Raw genomic sequence first — 17,440 nt, 5'->3', positions numbered from 1 at the left:
AGTGGTGACCCAATGACCGCGACGCCCCGGCCGGCACGCGCGAACGCGCGCTCGCCCGGACACGCCGCCGTGTCGATTCCCGTTGAGCCGGATATCAAGGACGACCAACCGACGGTACGCGCAATCAGATGACACGACTACCGTGCGGCGATCGATTCCGGTCACGCGCGCACAGCCGCGAACGTCCGCGGCCCTGAACGCCGCGTGGGCCACCTTACGGGCCGACAGGATCGCGGTCGCGATGACGGTCCGGATGCGGAATGTCATCGCCGTGAAAGACGCTTCGGGTACGCTCGGCGCAAACAGTCCGGCTGGCACGACACACTCCCTGGTGGCGCTCGTAACCGACGATCCGGCGCACAAGCAGCCCGGCAGCGGGTCCGTGCTGTCGATCATCCGGCGCATCGCGCGATGGTTCGGCGGCCGCGTGCGGTTCGGGCCCGGCATCGGCGGATACGGCACCGGCGTCGCGATCGTGTTGCCGTCGGCCGACGCCGCCCGGGTCGAGAGCGCGCATGCGTCACGGGGCGAATCCGATGCGCGGCCGCACGCTTAACGTTTTGTTAAGGATTCGGCCGTAGAATCCTCCGGAAGATACGGTCCCCACCCGCTTGCCAGGAGCTTTCATGTCTACCTCCGCCCGATACGATGCAGTCGCACGCCTTCTCCACTGGCTGATCGTGGCGCTCGTCGTCGCGCAGTATGCAATCGGCTGGACGATGCCCGACGTGCATCGCGATACGCAACCGGTCGGCTTGATCGCCGCGCACCTGATCGTGGGCACCGCGCTGCTCGCCGCGATGGCTTGCCGCGTACTCTGGCGCGTGACGCATCGTCCGCCCGCCGACCAGCTGTCGCCCGCGATGCGCGCCGTGTCCGGCGCGACGCACTTCGGGCTCTATGCGCTGCTGATCGCGGTGCCGTTGCTCGGCTGGATCAATGCGTCGTCGCGTGCCTGGGCCGTGACGCTGCTCGGCATCGTGCCGCTGCCTGCGCTGTCGGCGGCCGGATCGGGATTCGGGCATGCGATGGGCGACGTGCACGGCATCCTCGCGTGGGTGCTGTTCGGCGGCATCTGCCTTCACGTCGCGGCCGCGGTCGCGCATCGTTTCATCCTGCGCGACCAGGTCATGCAGCGGATGATGCCCTGGTAATCCCGCCGCCGGCATCCTTGCGCGCCATCGCGGACAGCAGTCCGCCGATCGCGGATCGCATCTCGCCCGCATCGCCGCTCATCCCGCGATCCACCTGCGCGCCCAACGGAATCGGGCAACGAGACGGTCTCGGCGCCGCGCGAAGCGGCGCGCGATCGACGGCCTGGCCGTCCGTGCCGTTCGACCGGGCCGCGTGCCGCGAACGGCATGCGTATCGCCGCACCGCGAACACGACGGCCTGAAGACACACACGTACATGTCGGCTCCTAGTTGCCGGCCTGCGCCGGCATGACGGAGGCCGGCGCAGGCGCGGCAGCCGAAGCCGAAGCCGAAGCCGCCATCCTCGCGCGATCCTGCTCGGCGAGCTTCGCCTGCGCGGCCTGAATGTCCGCCGGATATTCGCCGTCGTCCCCCTTCGACGGATCGTACCCGGCCGCTTCCAGACGAATCAGCTCCTCGCGAACCTGGGCACGCGTGAGCGGCGCATTCGATTGCGCGAATGCGGACTGACCGGAGATTGCGCCGATCATCATCAGTAGTGCGATATAAGTTTTCATCATCAACTCCTTCAATGTTGCGTGCCGATCAACCTTCGTGAATGTCGAACCCGCCGCGGCGGTCCGCTGCGTCAGCTTCCGAAATACGGCGTGCAAAAGCTCTCGGGGCCGACGCATGCGGCCGGGCGCGGACGGGTCGGTTGCGCCGCCGGCCTGCCCGCATCGGACGTCCCCGCCGGATCGCCGCCGACCGCGGTTTCGGCCTGATGCCGAGGAAGTTGCCCGGCCTGCTGCTGGAACAGCGGACTTACGTCCGGATACGACGTATCGGTCACGAAGCGCAGCCCGTTGGTTTCGGCGTCGATCAGTTGCTGCCTGACCTGCGCGCGCGTCAGTGCCTGTGCCGACGCAGGCGTCGCGACACTCGCGACGGACATCGCCGCCACCGTGGCGGCCACCAGCCAATGCGTATTCATGCTCCACTCCTTCGGAAGTCAACGAAACGAGGTGCTACACCCGTATGACGACGCGGGGCATACGTTTATTCCCGGAATGCCGGAGCGCTCGCACCGGACCTTCACCGATCTGTCATTCTTTCGTCAGCCGGCGTAACCTGACGTAACGCAGGCCCCACCGCACGTGGGGCAGACTGACGACACCTTGTGGATCGCCCCTCGATCATGTCCGTCGCTTACGACTATGCAGCCGGCCTGCTTCGCACGCTGTACGATCGCCATCTCGACGGCGGCGCCGTGCTCGATACGGCCGCGTTTCCCGACGCCGAGCGATTCGTTCGTGCGTGGCCGGCCATTCGCGCGGAAGCGCTGGCCGTCGCGCGCGACCTGCCGCGCATCCCGCGCTTCCACGAGATCATGCGCGAGCAGCACGACATCTCGGCCAACGATGCGCGCGACTGGCGGATGTTCATCATGCAGGCTTACGGCCAGCCGTTCCCGCGCAACCTGTCGCGCTGCCCGACCGTCGAATCGATCGTCGCGGCGTCGCCGGACGTGCTGTCCGCGTCGCTGTCGTTCCTCGCGCCCGGCAAGCACATCCCGCCGCATCGCGGGCCGTTCCGCGGCATCCTGCGCGGTTATCTGGTGCTGTCGATGCCGAAGCGCGCGGATGGTACGCCGGCCGCCGTGCTGAAGGTCGACGGCCGCGACTACCGGCTCGACGAAGGCTGCTTCCTGCTGTGGGACGACACCTTCGTGCACGAAGTGTGGAACGACAGCGACGAAGTGCGGATCGTGCTGCTGCTCGATATCCGCCGGCGCGGCATGCCGCGCTTGCTGATGTGGCTGTCGAATGCGGTGATCGGCGTCGTGCGGCTCGGGATCAGGGTGCGGGGGCGGTCGATTCCGGTTTAGCAACCCGCCCGGCGCACGCGCCTTGCGGTCAATCCTCGCGCGCAAGCCGCGTCAGCACCTCCGTGAGCGCTTGAATCGCGGGTTGAGCGGCGCGCTGCACCGGGTACACGAGGTAGTAGCCCAGACCGTTGCGCACCACCTCCGGAAACGGCGCGACCAGCGCGCCGGCTTCCAGCCGATCCGCCGCCATGCGCGGATCGCCGATCGCGACGCCGTGCCCGTCCGACGCGGCCGTCAATGTCAGCTCGAGCGTATCGAACACGAGCCCGGTGCCCGGGTCGACCTGCGTTGCGCCGACGGCGTCCAGCCAGCATCGCCATTCGTCGCGATTGCTGGCGGGATGCAGCAGTGTCGCGTGCGCGAGATCGGCGATCGACTTCAGCACCGCGCCCGCCTCGCGCGTACACATCGGCGTGAGGCACTCGTCGAACAGCGGCACGGCCACCATGCCCGCCCAGCTTCCGCTGCCGCGCACGACGATCGCATCGAAACCGGCGTCGGTGAAATCCGGCGTGTCGTCCGCCGACGTGTGAATGCGCAACTCCGTGCGCGGCAACGCATGATTGAGCGCCGACAGCCGCGGCAGCAGCCAGCGAATCGCGAACGTGGAGGGCAAGCGCAATGTGAGAGTCGACGCGGCATGCGCATGCGCGCGCGCGTGTTGCGCCAGTTGCGAGAGTACGTCGACGGCCACCGTCAGCAGCGCGCCGCCTTCCGCGGTCAACGTCAATCCCGACGCATGACGGACGAACAACGCACACCGGTAATGCGCTTCGAGTTGCTGCACCTGACGGCTCACCGCACCCTGGGTCCGGCACAGATGCTCGGCCGCGCGGTTGAAGCTGCCGAGTTCGGCGGCGGCGACGAACGCCTGGAATGCCGTCAGCGGCGGCAGCGCACGGGTGAGATCCGCGAGCGGATATGCGCGGGCGGCATACCCGGGTTGCGGATTATTCGTTTGTTCGGTCATCGCTGCATCGCTATCGTGGTTGAACCGGTTCGCGACGGCTGTCGTGGCTGGCTCGTCAACAATCAGCGGAGAAATACCATGGTCTCGTCGTCCGACGCACTATACACGCGGCAGGTCGATACCTACCTCAAAGCGCTCGAGAGCGGCAACGTCGCCGCGATCTGCGCATTGTTCACGCCGGATGCGCAGATATTTTCGCCGTTCCTCGGCTGGATGTCGCCACTGCCCTTCTTCGAAAAAGTCGCGGCGGCCTCCGGACAAAGCCGGATCACGCCGATCGACATCTGCGTCAGCGCCACGGGCGCACGTCGGGCCACCGGCTATTTCGTCTACGACTGGGGACTGAAGGACGGCACCGCGGTGCAATTCGAGTGTGTCGACGTCTTCGAATTCGACGACGACGCGCGCATCGAGCGCATGATCATCGTCTACGACACCTATCAGATCCGCAGCACGGTCGGCGACAAGTACGCATAGCGCATCGACGGGGATCAGGCACCACGGCCGTTGCGCGGCGCAGCAACGTCGCCGCGCCGCCGGCCGTACGGCAATGTCGCTGCCGGCCCGATCGATCGCCTACACTACAGACCGTCCCCCCGCACGGCTCCTGCCAGCCACCGCCATGGCACACCTCTTCTTCGCGGCGTCGATCCAGCGCCATATCGACACGCCCGAGCGCGACATCGACGCACGGACGCTCGGCGAAGCGCTTGAAACCGTCTTCGGTGAACAGCCGCGGCTGCGCGGCTATATCGTCGACGACCAGGGCGCGCTGCGAAAGCACCTGTCGGTGTTCATCGACGGCCAGCCGGTACGCGACCGGCAACATCTGTCCGATCCGCTCGGCAACGGCAGCCGCGTGTACGTCGTGCAGGCGCTGTCCGGCGGATAAAGGGACGCATCGCCATCCAAACGAGCGCGCGGCCGCGCCCACAGGAGACATCCGACATGAACGATCGACTGCTCGTCGCGACCCGCAAGGGCCTGTTCGTGCTGCACGCCGACGGCAACGGCGGCTGGGCGCTCGGCGAGCCGCACTTCGTCGGCGAACCGGTCAGCATGGCACTGGCCGACCCGCGCGACGGCACGCTGTACGCGGCGCTCAATCTCGGCCATTTCGGGGTCAAGCTGCACCGCAGGCGTGCCGGTGCCGCCGCATGGGAAGAATGTGCGGTCCCCGTCTATCCGCCGCAGCCCGCCGATGAACTGCGCGCCGACGTCAGCGCCCATGCCGGCACCGGCGACGCGCACGACGAAGCGCCCACCCCGCCCCGCCCGCCGTGGACGCTTCAGCAGATCTGGTCGCTCGAAACCGGCGGCGCGGACGAACCGGGCGTATTGTGGGCCGGCACGATACCGGGCGGCCTCTTCCGCTCCGATGACGGCGGCGATTCGTGGGCGCTCAACCGCCCGCTGTGGGATCGCCCGGAGCGCCCCGAGTGGTTCGGTGGCGGCTACGATGCGCCGGGCATCCATTCGGTGATGGTCGATCCGCGCGACAGCCGGCACGTGACGATCGGCATCTCGTGCGGCGGCGTCTGGCAGACCTTCGACGGCGGCGCGACCTGGCGCGTCAGCGCCGACGGCATGGAGGCCGACTACATGCCGCCCGAGCGGCGCGGCGAACCCAACGTGCAGGACCCGCATCGCGTCGTCCAGTGCGCGGCCAACCCCGATGTGCTGTGGACCCAGCATCACTGCGCGATCTTCCGCTCGACCGACGGTGCCGCGCACTGGCAGCGGATCGAAGCGCAGCCATCGAGCTTCGGCTTCGCGGTCGCCGTGCATCCGGCAGACCCCGACACTGCGTGGTTCGTCCCCGCCGTGAAGGATGCGTGCCGGATTCCGGTGAACGGCCGCTTCGTCGTCACGCGCACGCGCGACGGCGGCCGCAGCTTCGAGAGCCTGTCGAACGGGTTGCCGCCTGCGCCGGCCTACGATCTCGTCTATCGGCACGGGCTCGCGGTGGACGACTCCGGCACGCGTCTCGCGATGGCGTCGACGACGGGCGGGTTATGGACCTCCGCGGACGGCGGCGAAAACTGGCGGCAGGTCTCCGCGCATTTGCCACCGGTGTATTGCGTGCGCTTCGGATAACGAACGACTCACACGCAGCGCGTGCCGACGGCAAGCGCCCGCCCGTTGCTTTACGTCGGCGGCGCGATCCGCGCGACCGCGTCGCGCGTCTGCACGATTTCCGCTTCAAGCCAGTCGAGAAACCGCCGGACCCGCGGCTCGCGCTCTCGCCCGGGCCGGCACAGCGCGACGAAACGCGCGCCGGCGAGCCGCACCGATGCATCGATCGGCGTCAGCGCGTCGCGTTCGACGTGCTCGGCGGCCAGCACCGAACTGAGCAGCCCGACACCCTGCCCATGCAGCACGGCCTGCAGCGCGTAATGCTCGTCGTCGTAATGGCGGAACACCGCGCGCTCGAGCCATGCTTCGCGACCGGCCGCACGGCACCACGATGCCCAGTCGACCGACACGGGAAGCGGCGTATCCCAGGTGGTCTCGATCAGCTCGATACGCTCGTTCGCGCGCCCGACGTCGAGGCCGCGCGCCGCATACGCGCCGAAATACTCGTCGATCAGCGCGATCTCGTGCAGCGCGGGAAATGTGCGCGACGTCGCGCGGATCGCGAGATCGACCCGCGCGTCGCGTTCGAGATCGACGAGCGCGTTGCCGGTTTCCACCTTGATGTGCAACTGCGGATCGACGCGCCGGAACCGGCCGAGCCGCGGAATCAGCCACATCGCGGCGAACGCGGGCGTGGTGGTCAGCACCAGCGTGCGCGTATCGGCCGCCGCGGGCCGCAGCGCATCGAGCCCGCGGCTCATGCCGAGCAGCGCGTCGTGACACGCGCGAAACAGTTGCCCGCCCTCGTCCGTCAACCGCACGCCGCTCGCGCCACGCTCGAACAGCAGCACGCCGAGCCGGCTTTCGAGCGACTTGATCTGATGCGACACGGCCGCCGGCGTCACGGAAAGTTCGTCGGCGGCCGCCTTGAACGTGCCGAGCCGCGCGCACGACTCGAATACACGCAATGCAGTCAGGGGAATTTTCGAGAACACGAGGCCTCGCGGGCCGGATCCGGCCAGGTTGAATTCGATTCAATCCGCGTGAGATTAGGTGAATTGAGGCGCGCGCGCAACGCGGGTAGCCTTCCGGGACGTCGCGGCACGGCGGCCGCGGCACGCAGTAGCGGCCAACCCACCGCCCAACCATCGACGCACCAGCAACCGTCGAACCGGAGAACCAACGTGCAAGGCCTACCGCGCAGGATCACGCAGGCGGTGCTCTACGAAGCGATCGCCATTTCCTGCATCTCGCCCGCGATCGCGGCGCTCTTCAAGCAGGGTCTGGTCTATTCGGGCGCGCTGTCCGCGACGATGTCGGCGATCGCGCTGCTGTGGAACATGATCTTCAACGCGCTGTTCGAGCGCTGGGAAGCGTCGCGCCGGCAGCCCGCGCGCACGCTCGCGCGACGGATCCTGCATGCGACCGGCTTCGAGGGCGGGCTCATCTTCATCCTCGTGCCGGTCGTATCGTGGTGGCTCGACATCTCGTGGTTCGACGCGTTCGTCGTCGACATCGGGCTGTTCGCGTTCTTCTTCTGCTACGCGTTCGTGTTCCAGTGGGCGTTCGATCGCGTGTTCGATGTGCCGGCGGCGACGAAGGAATCGTGACGAGGTGTTCGCGGGCCGGCTTCGCGCCGATCGACGCGCAGCCCGAAAGCAACGCGGCCCGCCCGCACGATACGGGAGGGCCGCGTTTCATCACGCCGGCGCGCCGCCTTCGGCGAGCGCGTCGGTCACGTCGACGCTCAATGCACGCCGAGATACGCCTTCACCGCCGGCAGGCCCGGCTTGCCGTCGAGCGTCGTCACGCCGGCCAGCCACTTGTCGAGCGCCTGCGGATTCGCCTTCAGCCACTCGGCGGCGGCCTTGTTCGGGTCTTCCTTGTTCATGATCGGCAACATCACGTGGTTCTCGATCGACGTCGTGAACTGCAGGTTCGACACGAACTTCGCGACGTTCGGGCAACGCTGCGCGTAGTCCGGCGGCGTGGCCGTCAGCACCTTCGCCTCGCCGTAGTTCGGGCCGAACACGTCGTCGCCGCCGCTCAGGTAGTCGATCTTCATCTGCACGTTCATCGGATGCGGTTCCCAGCCGAGGAACACGATCCACTGCTTGTCGCGGATCGCGCGGTTCACCTCGACCAGCATCCCGGCCTCGCTCGACTCGACCATCTTGAACTTGCCGAGGCCGAACTGGTTGCCGTCGATCATCTTCTTGATCAGCAGGTTGCCGTCGTTGCCCGGTTCGATCCCGTAGATCTTGCCGTTGAGCTTGTCGGCGTACTTCTGGATGTCGGCGAACGACTTCAGGCCGCCCTGGTACACGTAGTCGGGCACCGCGAGCGTGTATTTCGCGCCGGTCAGGTTGGGCGTGGCGAGCACCTTGATCGTGCCGGCCTTCGTGAACGGCTGGATGATCGGGTCCATCGTCGGCGACCAGTAGCCGAGGAACACGTCGATCTGCTTGCTCTTGATGCCCGCGAACGTGATCGGCACCGACGCGATCGTCTTGGTCGGCGCGTAGCCGAGCCCCTGCAGCATCGTCGCTGCAAGACCGGTGGTGGCAGCGATGTCGGTCCAGCCGACGTCCGCGAAGCGCACGTTCTTGCATACGGGCGGGTCGGCCGCATAAACCGCCGACATCGGCGCGGCCATCCCGATCCCGCATACCGCTGCGATCAATTGGCGCTTCATCTGTCTTCTCCTCAAAGTGACGTCGTTTTTCATGGGGGCGGGATCGATGGTTGAAGCCGCGCGCCGCGATCCCGGCGGCGTCGCGGACCGAATGGTTCGCGCGGGTTGCGTCAGCGCCCCGGCAACCGTCGCTCGTAGCTCGGCGCGTGACCGAACTGCGCGCGATACGCCTTGCTGAAGTGACACGGCGAATGGAATCCGCACGTCGTCGTCACGCGCGCGATCGACGCATCCGTAGTGCGCAGCAGGTCGCGCGCGCGTTTCAGCCGAAGCGTGAGGTAATAGTGAGTGGGCGACACGTTCAGGTACACCTTGAACATCCGCTGCAGGTGACGCTGCGACAGCCGCACGAGCCGCGCGAGTTCCTCGAGCGACAGCGGCTCCTCGATGTTCGCTTCCATCAGCCGCACCACTTCGATCAGTTCCGCGCGCGAGAAGCCGACGCGCGCATCGACGGGGATCGGCTGCGTATCGGTCGAGCTGCGGATGCGTTCGAGGATGAACTGCTCGGACACCTGCGCGGCGAGCTGCTGGCCGAAACGCATGCCGACGAGATTCAGCATCAGGTCGAGCGGCGCGGTGCCGCCGGTGCAGGTGAGCCGGTCGCGATCGACGACGAACAGCTCGTCGGCGAACCCCACCTGCGGAAACTCCGCATGCAGCGCGGACAGGTTCTCCCAGTGCACGGTGCAGCGATAGCCGTCGAGCAGGCCGCCCGACATCAGCGCATACGCGCCGGTGCAGATGCCGCCCAGCGGCAGCCCGCGTTCGGCGAGCGCCGCGAGCGTGTCGCGCGCGCCGTCGTCGACCACCTCGCGGATGTGAATCCCGCCGCACACGATCATCACGTCGGGCAGGTTCGTGTAGTCGAGCGCCTGGGTCGGCCGCACCGCGATGCCGTTGCTGGCCCGCACGGGGGCACCGTCGAGCGAATAGATCGACCACTGGTAGTGATCGGCACGCCCGACGTAGTTCGCCATCCGAAGCACTTCGACCGCGCTCGAGAACGCGATCATCGAGAAGTGCGGCAGCGTCAGGAAGCCGAAATGGGCAAGGGACGAAACCGGTGAAACGCGAGCGGCGGGCACGGCGGCAGCGGCGGCGGACGTCACATCGAGCTCCTGGCGAACGGTTGAGCAGGTTGCACGCAGCCAGCCCCGTGGCAAACGCCACGGAAGCCGGTATCGAATCGGAAGAGGCGGCCGGAAGTCGAACCGGCCGCCGGTTGCTTACGCTTGCGCGGGCGCGGCCTTCGCGCGGAACAGCTGCTTCAGGCCCGAGAACAGCGGTGCTTTCGCGGTGCCCGGCGCGCGGCCGAAGCTCTCGGTGATGCGGTCGAGAATGATCGCGAGCAGCACGACCGACAGACCGCTTTCGAAGCCGAGGCCGATGTCGAGGCGCTGGATACTTGCGAGCACGTCGTTGCCGAGGCCACCCGCGCCGACCATCGACGCGATGATCACCATCGACAGCGCCATCATGATGGTCTGGTTCACGCCCTGCATGATCGACGGCAGCGCGTTCGGGAACTGCACCTTGTACAGCAGCTGCCACGGCGTGCAGCCGAATGCCTGGCCGGCTTCGACGATCTCGCGGTTCACGTGACGGATGCCGAGGCTCGTCAGGCGCACGGCCGGCGGCATCGCGAAGATCACCGTCGACAGGATCCCCGGCACGCGGCCGAGACCGAACAGCATCGCGGCAGGAATCAGGTAGACGAACGCGGGCATCGTCTGCATCAGGTCGAGGATCGGACGCACGATCGCGGCGACCCACTTGCTCTTCGCGGCCCAGATGCCGAGCGGAATGCCGAGCACGAGGCTGATGATCGTCGACGACAGCGTGAGGCCGAGCGTGATGACCGTCTGATCCCAGAAGCCCGTCGCGAAGATCAGCAGCAGCGACGCGGTGGTGAACAGCGCGAAGCGCCAGCCCACGCGCCACAAGCCGACGCCGATGAAGATCGCCATCATCAGCCACATCGGGATCGCCTGCAGGCTGTGCTCGACGAAGGCGGCGAGCCCCTCGATCGCGCGGCCGATCGCATCGAACGTCGCCGCGTCATGATCGAGCAGGTAGTGAACGGACTGGTCGACCCAGGTACCGAGCGGAATCATTTCAGACATGGGAGCCTCGCGAACGCGTGATGGCCTTCAGGATAAGAGCGCGGTCGACCGAGCCGCAGTAGCAGCCGTCGTCGTCGACGACGGGCAGTGCATTCGGGCTCGCGACGACGCGCGCGACGACATGTTCGAGCGACGCATCGCGCCGGATGCTTTCGATCGGCCGCACCGACGGCGTGTCCTGACCGATCGCCTCGCGCGTGACGAAGCCGCGGATCTTGCGTGCGGCGTCGAGCACGAACGCATATTCGGCACTGCCGTTCAGCGTCGCCGCGACGTTCGCGGCGTCGCACTTCGACATGGTCGGCACGGCCCCCGTCTGCATCAGGTCGCCCGCCGTCAGATAGCGGCTCGTGTCGATGCCGTCGAAGAACGCGCGCACGTAGTCGTCGGCCGGGTTCGCGATGATGTCCTGCGGCGTGCCGACCTGCACGAGCCGGCCGCCTTCCATGATCGCGATGCGGTTGCCGATGCGCAGCGCCTCTTCCAGATCGTGCGACACGAACATGATCGTGCGGCGCTGTTCCTTCTGCAGTTGCAGCAGCACGTCCTGCATTTCGCGGCGCTTGAGCGGATCGAGCGCGGAGAACGCCTCGTCCATGATCATCAGCGACGGGTTCACGGCCAGCGCGCGGGCCAGGCCGACGCGCTGCTGCATGCCGCCCGACAGCTCGGACGGCAGCTTGTGCGCGAACGGTGCGAGGCCGACCTGCTCGAGCACCTCCATCGCACGGCGTTCGCGTTCCTTCTTGCCGACGCCCGCGACCTCGAGGCCGAACGCGGCATTCGACACCACGGTGCGATGCGGCATCAGCGCGAACGACTGGAACACCATGCTCATGTCCTTGCGGCGCAGCGCGGTCAGCGCCGAGCGGCGTGCCGACGCGACGTCGAGCCCGTCGATCAGCACCTTGCCGGCGCTCGGATCGACCAGCCGGTTCACGAGGCGGATCAGCGTGGATTTGCCGGAGCCGGACAGGCCCATCAGCACGAATATTTCGCCTTCCTGCACGTCGAACGAAACGTTGTGCACACCGACGACCTGACCGGTACGCTTGAGCACATCGTCTTTCGTTGCGCCGGCGGCGAGCATGTCGAGCGCCTGCTGCGGGTTGCTTCCAAATACCTTGCACAGACCTTCGACTACGACCTTGGGGGCATCCATCGAAACCTTCTCCTCGTGTAGCGGGGACTCACGCGTGTGACTCAACGTGCCTACATAGTTGCCAGAAAAAACCCCGACCTGCCGACGAATTACGACAAACGCTTGCGCAAATACGACACACCCCGCAGGCCCGCCCGGCGGGGCGCGGCGCTCGGCGGCCCCCGATTGCGGCGACGCAATACGCGCACAGCCAGCACCGGCGGGCATCGCGGGCGTGACTTGTGCGCAGCAGCGCGACGCGCGAGCGGCGGCGTTTTACGACAACCCGCAAAAACCGCGCGTCGCTTTACGACAATTCCACGTCCGATCGGACCGTTCGCCTGCCCGGCGCCGGCAAAAAGAATGGTCGTACGAAAACGGGCGCCGCGAACGCGCGGCAGCCATGCTTCGCGGCCCGCCCGCAACCCAGAAAATCCCCCATGGCCATTGTGATACATTCCGGCAAACACGCCGATCGCGACGTCGCCGCGCGCCTTGCGCATGGCGCTGCGCCGGCAGTCCGCGCACGCCGGTTCGCCTGCCGGCCATACGGAAACAGCCTCGATCGCGCCGCGCGACGATCGAAGGACGATAACGAAATGAGAGAGGGAGCAAGGCGATGAATTGGGCTTTTGCCGCAATCGGTTTCATCGTGGGCGGTATCGCCGCATTGTTCGGGGATTTCTCCGCCGCCAACGGCGCGCTGCTCGGTGCGGCGGCCGGGTTCTGCATCGGCTACGCGCTGCAGCAACGCAAGCACACGCACGGCGGTACGCCCCCCGACGCGTTCGCGATTTCCGCGACGCCGCAACCCGCTCCCGTGCCGCTCGCCGATCGCGTCGCGCGCCTCGAAGCGACGGTCGACGCGCTCACGCGCGAGCTCGACGTGCTGCGCGGCCAGCTCGCCGGCGCGAAGGCCGGTGCCGCAGCGACCGGCAGCGCCGCGCAGGTGCCGTCGACGCCTCCCTCCGCCATCACGCCTGCGCCCGCCGCGATCCCGCCTCGACCATCCGTGCAGCCTGCGGTCGCGAGCGCCGGCGTGCCGTCGTCGACGTCCGCGCCCGCGCCCGCGCCGGCAGTCGCCACGCGGACGAGCGCCGCACCTGCTGCCGCCGGCGCACCGACGAGTGCGCCCGCAACGACCACGCCGCCCGCCCCACCCGCCCCGCCCGAACCCCGCGAACCCGGTATCGCCGAACGCGCGCTCCGCGCGGCGCGCGACTGGCTGCTCGGCGGCAACACGGTCGTGCGCGTCGGCATCATCGTGCTGTTCTTCGGCGTCGCATTCCTGCTCAAGTACGCGGCCGACAACGACATGCTGCCGATCGAATTCCGCCTGGCCGGCACGGCGCTCGCCGCGGCCGCGCTGCTCGCGATCGGCTGGCGCGTGCGTGCGCGCCGCGCGGCGTACGGTCTCGTGCTGCAGGGTGGCGGCATCGGCATCCTGTACCTGACGATCTTCGCCGCGACCAAGCTCTACGCGCTGCTGCCGGTCGGCGCGGCGTTCCCGCTGATGGTCGCGGTGTGCGCGCTGAGCGCGTTCCTCGCGGTGAAGCAGAACGCGCTGCCGCTCGCGTTCATGGGCAGCGCGGGCGGCTTTCTCGCGCCGGTGCTGCTGTCGACCGGCCACGGCAGCCATGTCGCGCTGTTCAGCTACTACGCACTGCTGAACGCAGGCATCTTCGCGATCGCGTGGTTCAAGGCCTGGCGTCCGCTGAACCTGCTCGGCTTCGTGTTCACGTTCACGATCGGCTCGGCGTGGGGCGTGACGGCGTACCGCCCCGCGCTGTTCGCGACCACCGAGCCGTTCCTGATCCTGTTCTTCCTGATGTATGTCGGCATCGCGCTGCTGTACGCGGTGAAACGCGAACTGGCGCTGCGTCACTATGTCGACGGCACGCTCGTGTTCGGCACGCCGATCGTCGCGACCGCGCTGCAGGCGTCGCTCGTGAAGGACATGCCGTTCGGGCTCGCATGGAGCGCGGTCGCGCTGTCGGCGTTCTATGTCGCGATCGCCGCCTGGCTCGCGCGGCGCCGCGATCGTCTCGCGCTGCTGTTCGAAGCGATGCTCGCGCTCGCGGTGATCTTCGCGACGCTCGCGGTGCCGCTCGCGTTCTCGGGCCCGACGACCAGTGCCGCGTGGGCGATCGAAGGCGCGGCGATCGTGTGGGTCGGCGTGCGCGAGAAACGCCTTGCGCCGTTCGGCTTCGGCCTGCTGATGCAGATCGCCGCGGCCGGCGCATTCTTCACGAGCCTGCTCGGCCCGGCCGACACGAACGCGCTGCCGGTGCTCAACAGCGCATACATCGCGATGCTGCTGATCGCGCTCGCCGGGCTGTTCACGGGCTGGTGGCTGCACGGACGCGACGAAGCGCGCGCGTGGCACGCGTGGATGCCGGACGTCGGCGCGGCCGCCGCGGCGTGGGGGCTGTTGTGGTGGCTGAGCGGCGGACTGCACGAGATCCTCGTCTACGCGGGCCGTCACGTCGACCTGCATGCGGACCGGTTCGTCGTCGACGCGACCGCGCTGTTCGCCGCCGGCACCGCGTGGCTCGCGCACGTCGCGCGCCGCAAGCTCGCGTGGCCGATCGCCGAATGGCCGGCACTCGCGCTGACGCCGGTGCTCGCGCTCCTCGCGTTGCGCGCGTTCGATTCGCACGAGGCGCCGCTGTCGGGCATGGGCGCCTTCGCGTGGCCGATCGCCGTCATCGCATGCTATGCGCTGCTGCTGCGGCAGTCGCGCGGCACGGCGGCAGCCGGTCCGGCGGCGAGCGCGGCGGGCGCGGCGGGCGCGGCGGGCACGTTGGCCGTGGCGGCCATCCCCGTTCCCGTGATCGCGCCGTTGCACACGCTGATGTTCTGGACGTTGTGCGGGCTGTTCTCGCTCGAGGGCTTCTGGCGCCTGCGCGCGTTCGTCCCCGAAGGCGCGTGGAGCTGGAGCGCGTGGGCCTACGGCTTCGGCGCGCTGCTTCTGCTGGTGTCGGGCCCCGGCTCGCGCCTGCGCTGGCCGGTCGCCGCGTTCCCGCGCGCGTATCAGGTATGGGGGGCTGCGCCGCTCGCCGCGCTGCTGTGGCTGTGGAGCATCGCCAGCGTGACGAGCGACGGCGATGCGTCGCCGCTGTTCTGGCTGCCGCTGCTCAATCCGCTCGACGTCGCGCAACTGCTGATCTTCGTCGCGTTCGCCACCTGGCTGCGCCGCCTGAAGACGCTCGGGGTCACCTGGCATCCGCTGGCGGCCGACCTCGCCGCGCTCGCGACCGTGTTCCTGTGGTTCAACGCGCTGCTGCTGCGCACGCTGCATCAGCGTTTCCACCTGGCCTACGACATCGACGCCGTGCTGTCCTCGTTCGGCATCCAGCAGGTGTTCATGGTCGGCTGGAGCCTGTTCGCGTTCGCCGGCATGTGGCTGACGCGCCGCAACGGCATCGCGCGCGTGTGCGCGCTGGCGTCGCTGCCGCTGATCGTCGTGATGTGGGCCTGGACCTTCTACGCGAACTTCACGCAGGACGGCGGCAGCTGGGCGCGCATTCCTCTGCTCAATCCGCTCGACCTCGTGCTGGTGGTGGTCTATGCGCTCGCCGCGTCGTGGTTCGTGCGTGCGCGCACGCTCGGCTGGCCGTTCGGCAACTATCGCGTCGAACTGCTCGGCGCGGCCGGCGCAACGGCCTTCCTGTGGCTGAACGCGATCCTGCTGCGCACGCTGCATCACTGGACCGGCGTGCCGTACGCATTCGACGCGATGGCGGAATCGACGCTCGTGCAGGCGTCGGTCTCCGTGTACTGGACGCTCTGCGCGCTCGCGACGATGATCGGGGCCACGCGCCGCGGCTTGCGTCCGCTGTGGTTCGTCGGCGCCGCACTCCTCGCGCTCACGGTGATCAAGCTGTTCCTGTTCGACCTGTCGCACGTCACCGGCATCGAACGCATCGTGTCGTTCATCGGCATCGGCATCCTGCTGCTGTTGATCGGCTATTTCTCGCCGCTGCCGCCGAAGGCCGCGGCCCAACCGGGCGACACCCAACCATGAAACGACTCGCAGCCCTGCTCGGCCTGAGCCTGCTGACGTCGTTCGCGACGGCCGACGGCGCCCCCGGCGCGGAACGCGTCGCGCGGCGCTTCTCGCTCGATCTCGACGGCAGCGCCGCGTATTACCAGCTCACCGTGCCGCAGGCCGTCTATGCGGCCAGCCGGCGCGACGATCTCGGCGACGTGCGCGTGTTCAACGGCGCCGGCGAGCCCGTGCCGTATTCGCTCGATGCGCCTGCGGCGGCCGCCGTGCCGCCGGCGCGCACGCCGGTGCACTGGTTCCCGCTGCCACCCGCGCGCGCCGACGACGGTCAGGCGCCGCTCGGCGTGTCGGTCGCGCCGGACGGCTCGCTGCGCGCGGCCGTCACCGCACCGGCTCGCGCGAAACATGCGGCAGATCTCGTCGACCTGTCGCATGCGGACGGCGAGGTCGACGCGCTGCTCGTGCATGTGAGCGACGACAGCTACCAGGGCCGTGTCGCCGTCGAAGCCAGCGACGACCTGCGCAGCTGGCGCTCGCTCGGCAGCACGCAACTGCTGAAGGTCGGCCGCGGCGGCGACCTGCTGGTGCAGGAACGCATCGCGCTCGAGGGCGCGGGGCCGCGCTACCTGCGGCTCGACTGGCTCGACGGCGCGCCCGCGATCGGATCGATCGAGATCGAAACGCAACCGCACGATGCGCGCACGGCGGACTCCGCTGCCGTGCCGCGTCAATGGCGCGAAGCCGTACACGTGCGGGCCGGCGGCGCGCCCGGCGAGTATCTGTTCGATACCGATGGCGCCTATCCGGTCGACCGCGTGCGCATCGACCTGCCGCAACCGAATACGGTTGCGCGCGCAACGCTGCAGAGTCGCCCCGACGCGCAGGCGCCGTGGCGCGAGGTCGCCAATGCCGTGCTGTTCCGGCTGCAGGGCAAGGGCGGCGAACAGCGCAACCCGCCGCTGGCGTTTGCATCGAATCCCGATCGCGCGTGGCGAATCATCGTCGACATGCGCAACGGCGGGCTCGGCGGCGGCCAGCCGGCCGTCGCGGTCGGCTGGCATCCGGCCGCCCTGACCTTCGTCGCGCGCGGCATGCCGCCGTTCACGCTCGGTGTCGGCAATGCGTCGCTGCCGTCGTCGGCCGTGAGCCGCGATGCGCTGCTGGTCGGAATGGCGCCGGAGGTACGGCCCGCGCGCGTCGGTGCGGCGCTGCCGGCCTCGGCGGTCCCGCCCGGGCCGGCAGCCGATACGGATGCGGCCCGCCGTTACGTGCTGTGGGGTGCGCTGGTCGTCGCGGTCGGCGTGCTCGGCACGATCGCATGGCGCCTCGCACGCGGCGGCGGCGACACGCCTGCTCGCGACGAGTAGGACCACGCCACCACGCCGGCACACCGGCACGCCGA

Annotated in this window: 16 protein-coding genes and 1 pseudogene; 9 read left to right on the top strand and 8 right to left on the bottom strand. The window is 68.5% G+C overall.

Translation table 11 applies throughout. The features are described 5' to 3' along the window. The first annotated feature begins 241 nt into the window (after positions 1–241). Positions 242–556: a hypothetical protein gene (locus tag DIE04_RS08035; protein WP_124521406.1), complete on the top strand. Its 315-nt coding sequence runs from the start codon at positions 242–244 to the stop codon at positions 554–556. A 70-nt stretch (positions 557–626) separates the two neighbouring features. Continuing rightward, on the top strand, positions 627–1,154 hold the full coding sequence (locus tag DIE04_RS08030; protein ID WP_124521404.1) for a cytochrome b: 528 nt from the start codon (positions 627–629) through the stop codon (positions 1,152–1,154). A gap of 266 nt (positions 1,155–1,420) precedes the next feature. On the opposite strand, the gene DIE04_RS08025 is transcribed toward DIE04_RS08030, so the two are convergent. Together DIE04_RS08025 and DIE04_RS08020 are read right to left on the bottom strand one after the other, a co-directional pair. After that, positions 1,421–1,711: a DUF4148 domain-containing protein gene (locus tag DIE04_RS08025; RefSeq protein ID WP_124521560.1), complete on the bottom strand. Its 291-nt coding sequence runs from the start codon at positions 1,709–1,711 to the stop codon at positions 1,421–1,423. A gap of 71 nt (positions 1,712–1,782) precedes the next feature. After that, positions 1,783–2,127, bottom strand: a complete 345-nt coding sequence (locus DIE04_RS08020) for a DUF4148 domain-containing protein (protein ID WP_044844429.1) — start codon at positions 2,125–2,127, stop codon at positions 1,783–1,785. Positions 2,128–2,331: 204 nt separating this feature from the next. Between DIE04_RS08020 and DIE04_RS08015 the strand changes: the two genes are divergently transcribed. Then, on the top strand, positions 2,332–3,021 hold the full coding sequence (locus DIE04_RS08015; RefSeq protein WP_044844430.1) for an aspartyl/asparaginyl beta-hydroxylase domain-containing protein: 690 nt from the start codon (positions 2,332–2,334) through the stop codon (positions 3,019–3,021). Positions 3,022–3,049: 28 nt separating this feature from the next. Here the strand turns inward: DIE04_RS08015 and DIE04_RS08010 are convergent, their stop codons facing one another. After that, positions 3,050–3,991 (bottom strand): LysR substrate-binding domain-containing protein, encoded by a 942-nt coding sequence (locus tag DIE04_RS08010; RefSeq protein ID WP_124521402.1) that lies wholly within the window; start codon positions 3,989–3,991, stop codon positions 3,050–3,052. Positions 3,992–4,069: 78 nt separating this feature from the next. Between DIE04_RS08010 and DIE04_RS08005 the strand changes: the two genes are divergently transcribed. From DIE04_RS08005 to DIE04_RS07995, 3 genes are all read left to right on the top strand, one after another. Next, complete coding sequence (locus tag DIE04_RS08005) at positions 4,070–4,468, top strand: nuclear transport factor 2 family protein (protein WP_124521558.1); 399 nt, start codon at positions 4,070–4,072, stop codon at positions 4,466–4,468. 145 nt (positions 4,469–4,613) lie between these two features. Next, positions 4,614–4,883 (top strand): MoaD/ThiS family protein, encoded by a 270-nt coding sequence (locus tag DIE04_RS08000; protein ID WP_044844433.1) that lies wholly within the window; start codon positions 4,614–4,616, stop codon positions 4,881–4,883. A 56-nt stretch (positions 4,884–4,939) separates the two neighbouring features. Then, complete coding sequence (locus tag DIE04_RS07995) at positions 4,940–6,088, top strand: exo-alpha-sialidase (RefSeq protein ID WP_124521400.1); 1,149 nt, start codon at positions 4,940–4,942, stop codon at positions 6,086–6,088. 50 nt (positions 6,089–6,138) lie between these two features. Here DIE04_RS07995 and DIE04_RS07990 read toward each other — a convergent pair whose 3' ends face one another. Beyond that, entirely contained in the window at positions 6,139–7,062 is a 924-nt protein-coding gene (locus tag DIE04_RS07990) for a LysR substrate-binding domain-containing protein (RefSeq protein ID WP_124521398.1), read from the bottom strand. 189 nt (positions 7,063–7,251) lie between these two features. On the opposite strand from DIE04_RS07990, the gene DIE04_RS07985 reads away from it, so the two are divergent. Next, the gene (locus tag DIE04_RS07985; protein WP_124485095.1) at positions 7,252–7,677 is read left to right on the top strand and encodes a PACE efflux transporter; all 426 of its coding nucleotides are present in this window, start codon (positions 7,252–7,254) and stop codon (positions 7,675–7,677) included. A gap of 137 nt (positions 7,678–7,814) precedes the next feature. Here DIE04_RS07985 and DIE04_RS07980 read toward each other — a convergent pair whose 3' ends face one another. From DIE04_RS07980 to DIE04_RS07965, 4 genes and pseudogenes are all read right to left on the bottom strand, one after another. Continuing rightward, the gene (locus DIE04_RS07980; RefSeq protein ID WP_124521396.1) at positions 7,815–8,762 is read right to left on the bottom strand and encodes a choline ABC transporter substrate-binding protein; all 948 of its coding nucleotides are present in this window, start codon (positions 8,760–8,762) and stop codon (positions 7,815–7,817) included. Between the two features lie 110 nt (positions 8,763–8,872). Further along, on the bottom strand, positions 8,873–9,874 hold the full coding sequence (locus DIE04_RS07975) for a GlxA family transcriptional regulator (RefSeq protein WP_044844438.1): 1,002 nt from the start codon (positions 9,872–9,874) through the stop codon (positions 8,873–8,875). Between the two features lie 117 nt (positions 9,875–9,991). After that, a complete protein-coding gene (choW, locus tag DIE04_RS07970) occupies positions 9,992–10,888 on the bottom strand; it encodes a choline ABC transporter permease subunit (RefSeq protein ID WP_044844439.1) in 897 nt (298 codons plus the stop codon). After that, positions 10,881–12,292: pseudogene (locus DIE04_RS07965) on the bottom strand (glycine betaine/L-proline ABC transporter ATP-binding protein); the annotation flags it as partial. The gene choW and the pseudogene DIE04_RS07965, both read right to left, overlap by 8 nt. A gap of 356 nt (positions 12,293–12,648) precedes the next feature. Between DIE04_RS07965 and DIE04_RS07955 the strand changes: the two are divergent. Together DIE04_RS07955 and DIE04_RS07950 are read left to right on the top strand one after the other, a co-directional pair. Next, entirely contained in the window at positions 12,649–16,056 is a 3,408-nt protein-coding gene (locus DIE04_RS07955; RefSeq protein ID WP_124521394.1) for a DUF2339 domain-containing protein, read from the top strand. After that, entirely contained in the window at positions 16,053–17,405 is a 1,353-nt protein-coding gene (locus DIE04_RS07950) for a DUF3999 domain-containing protein (RefSeq protein WP_124521392.1), read from the top strand. Before DIE04_RS07955 ends, DIE04_RS07950 begins: the two co-directional genes overlap by 4 nt. The last annotated feature ends 35 nt before the right edge of the window (positions 17,406–17,440 follow it).

Source organism: Burkholderia sp. Bp8994, from assembly GCF_003853805.1.
GTDB lineage: Bacteria > Pseudomonadota > Gammaproteobacteria > Burkholderiales > Burkholderiaceae > Burkholderia.
Note: the sequence above shows the minus strand (reverse complement) of the source record. Positions and strands in the feature narration are given on the sequence as shown.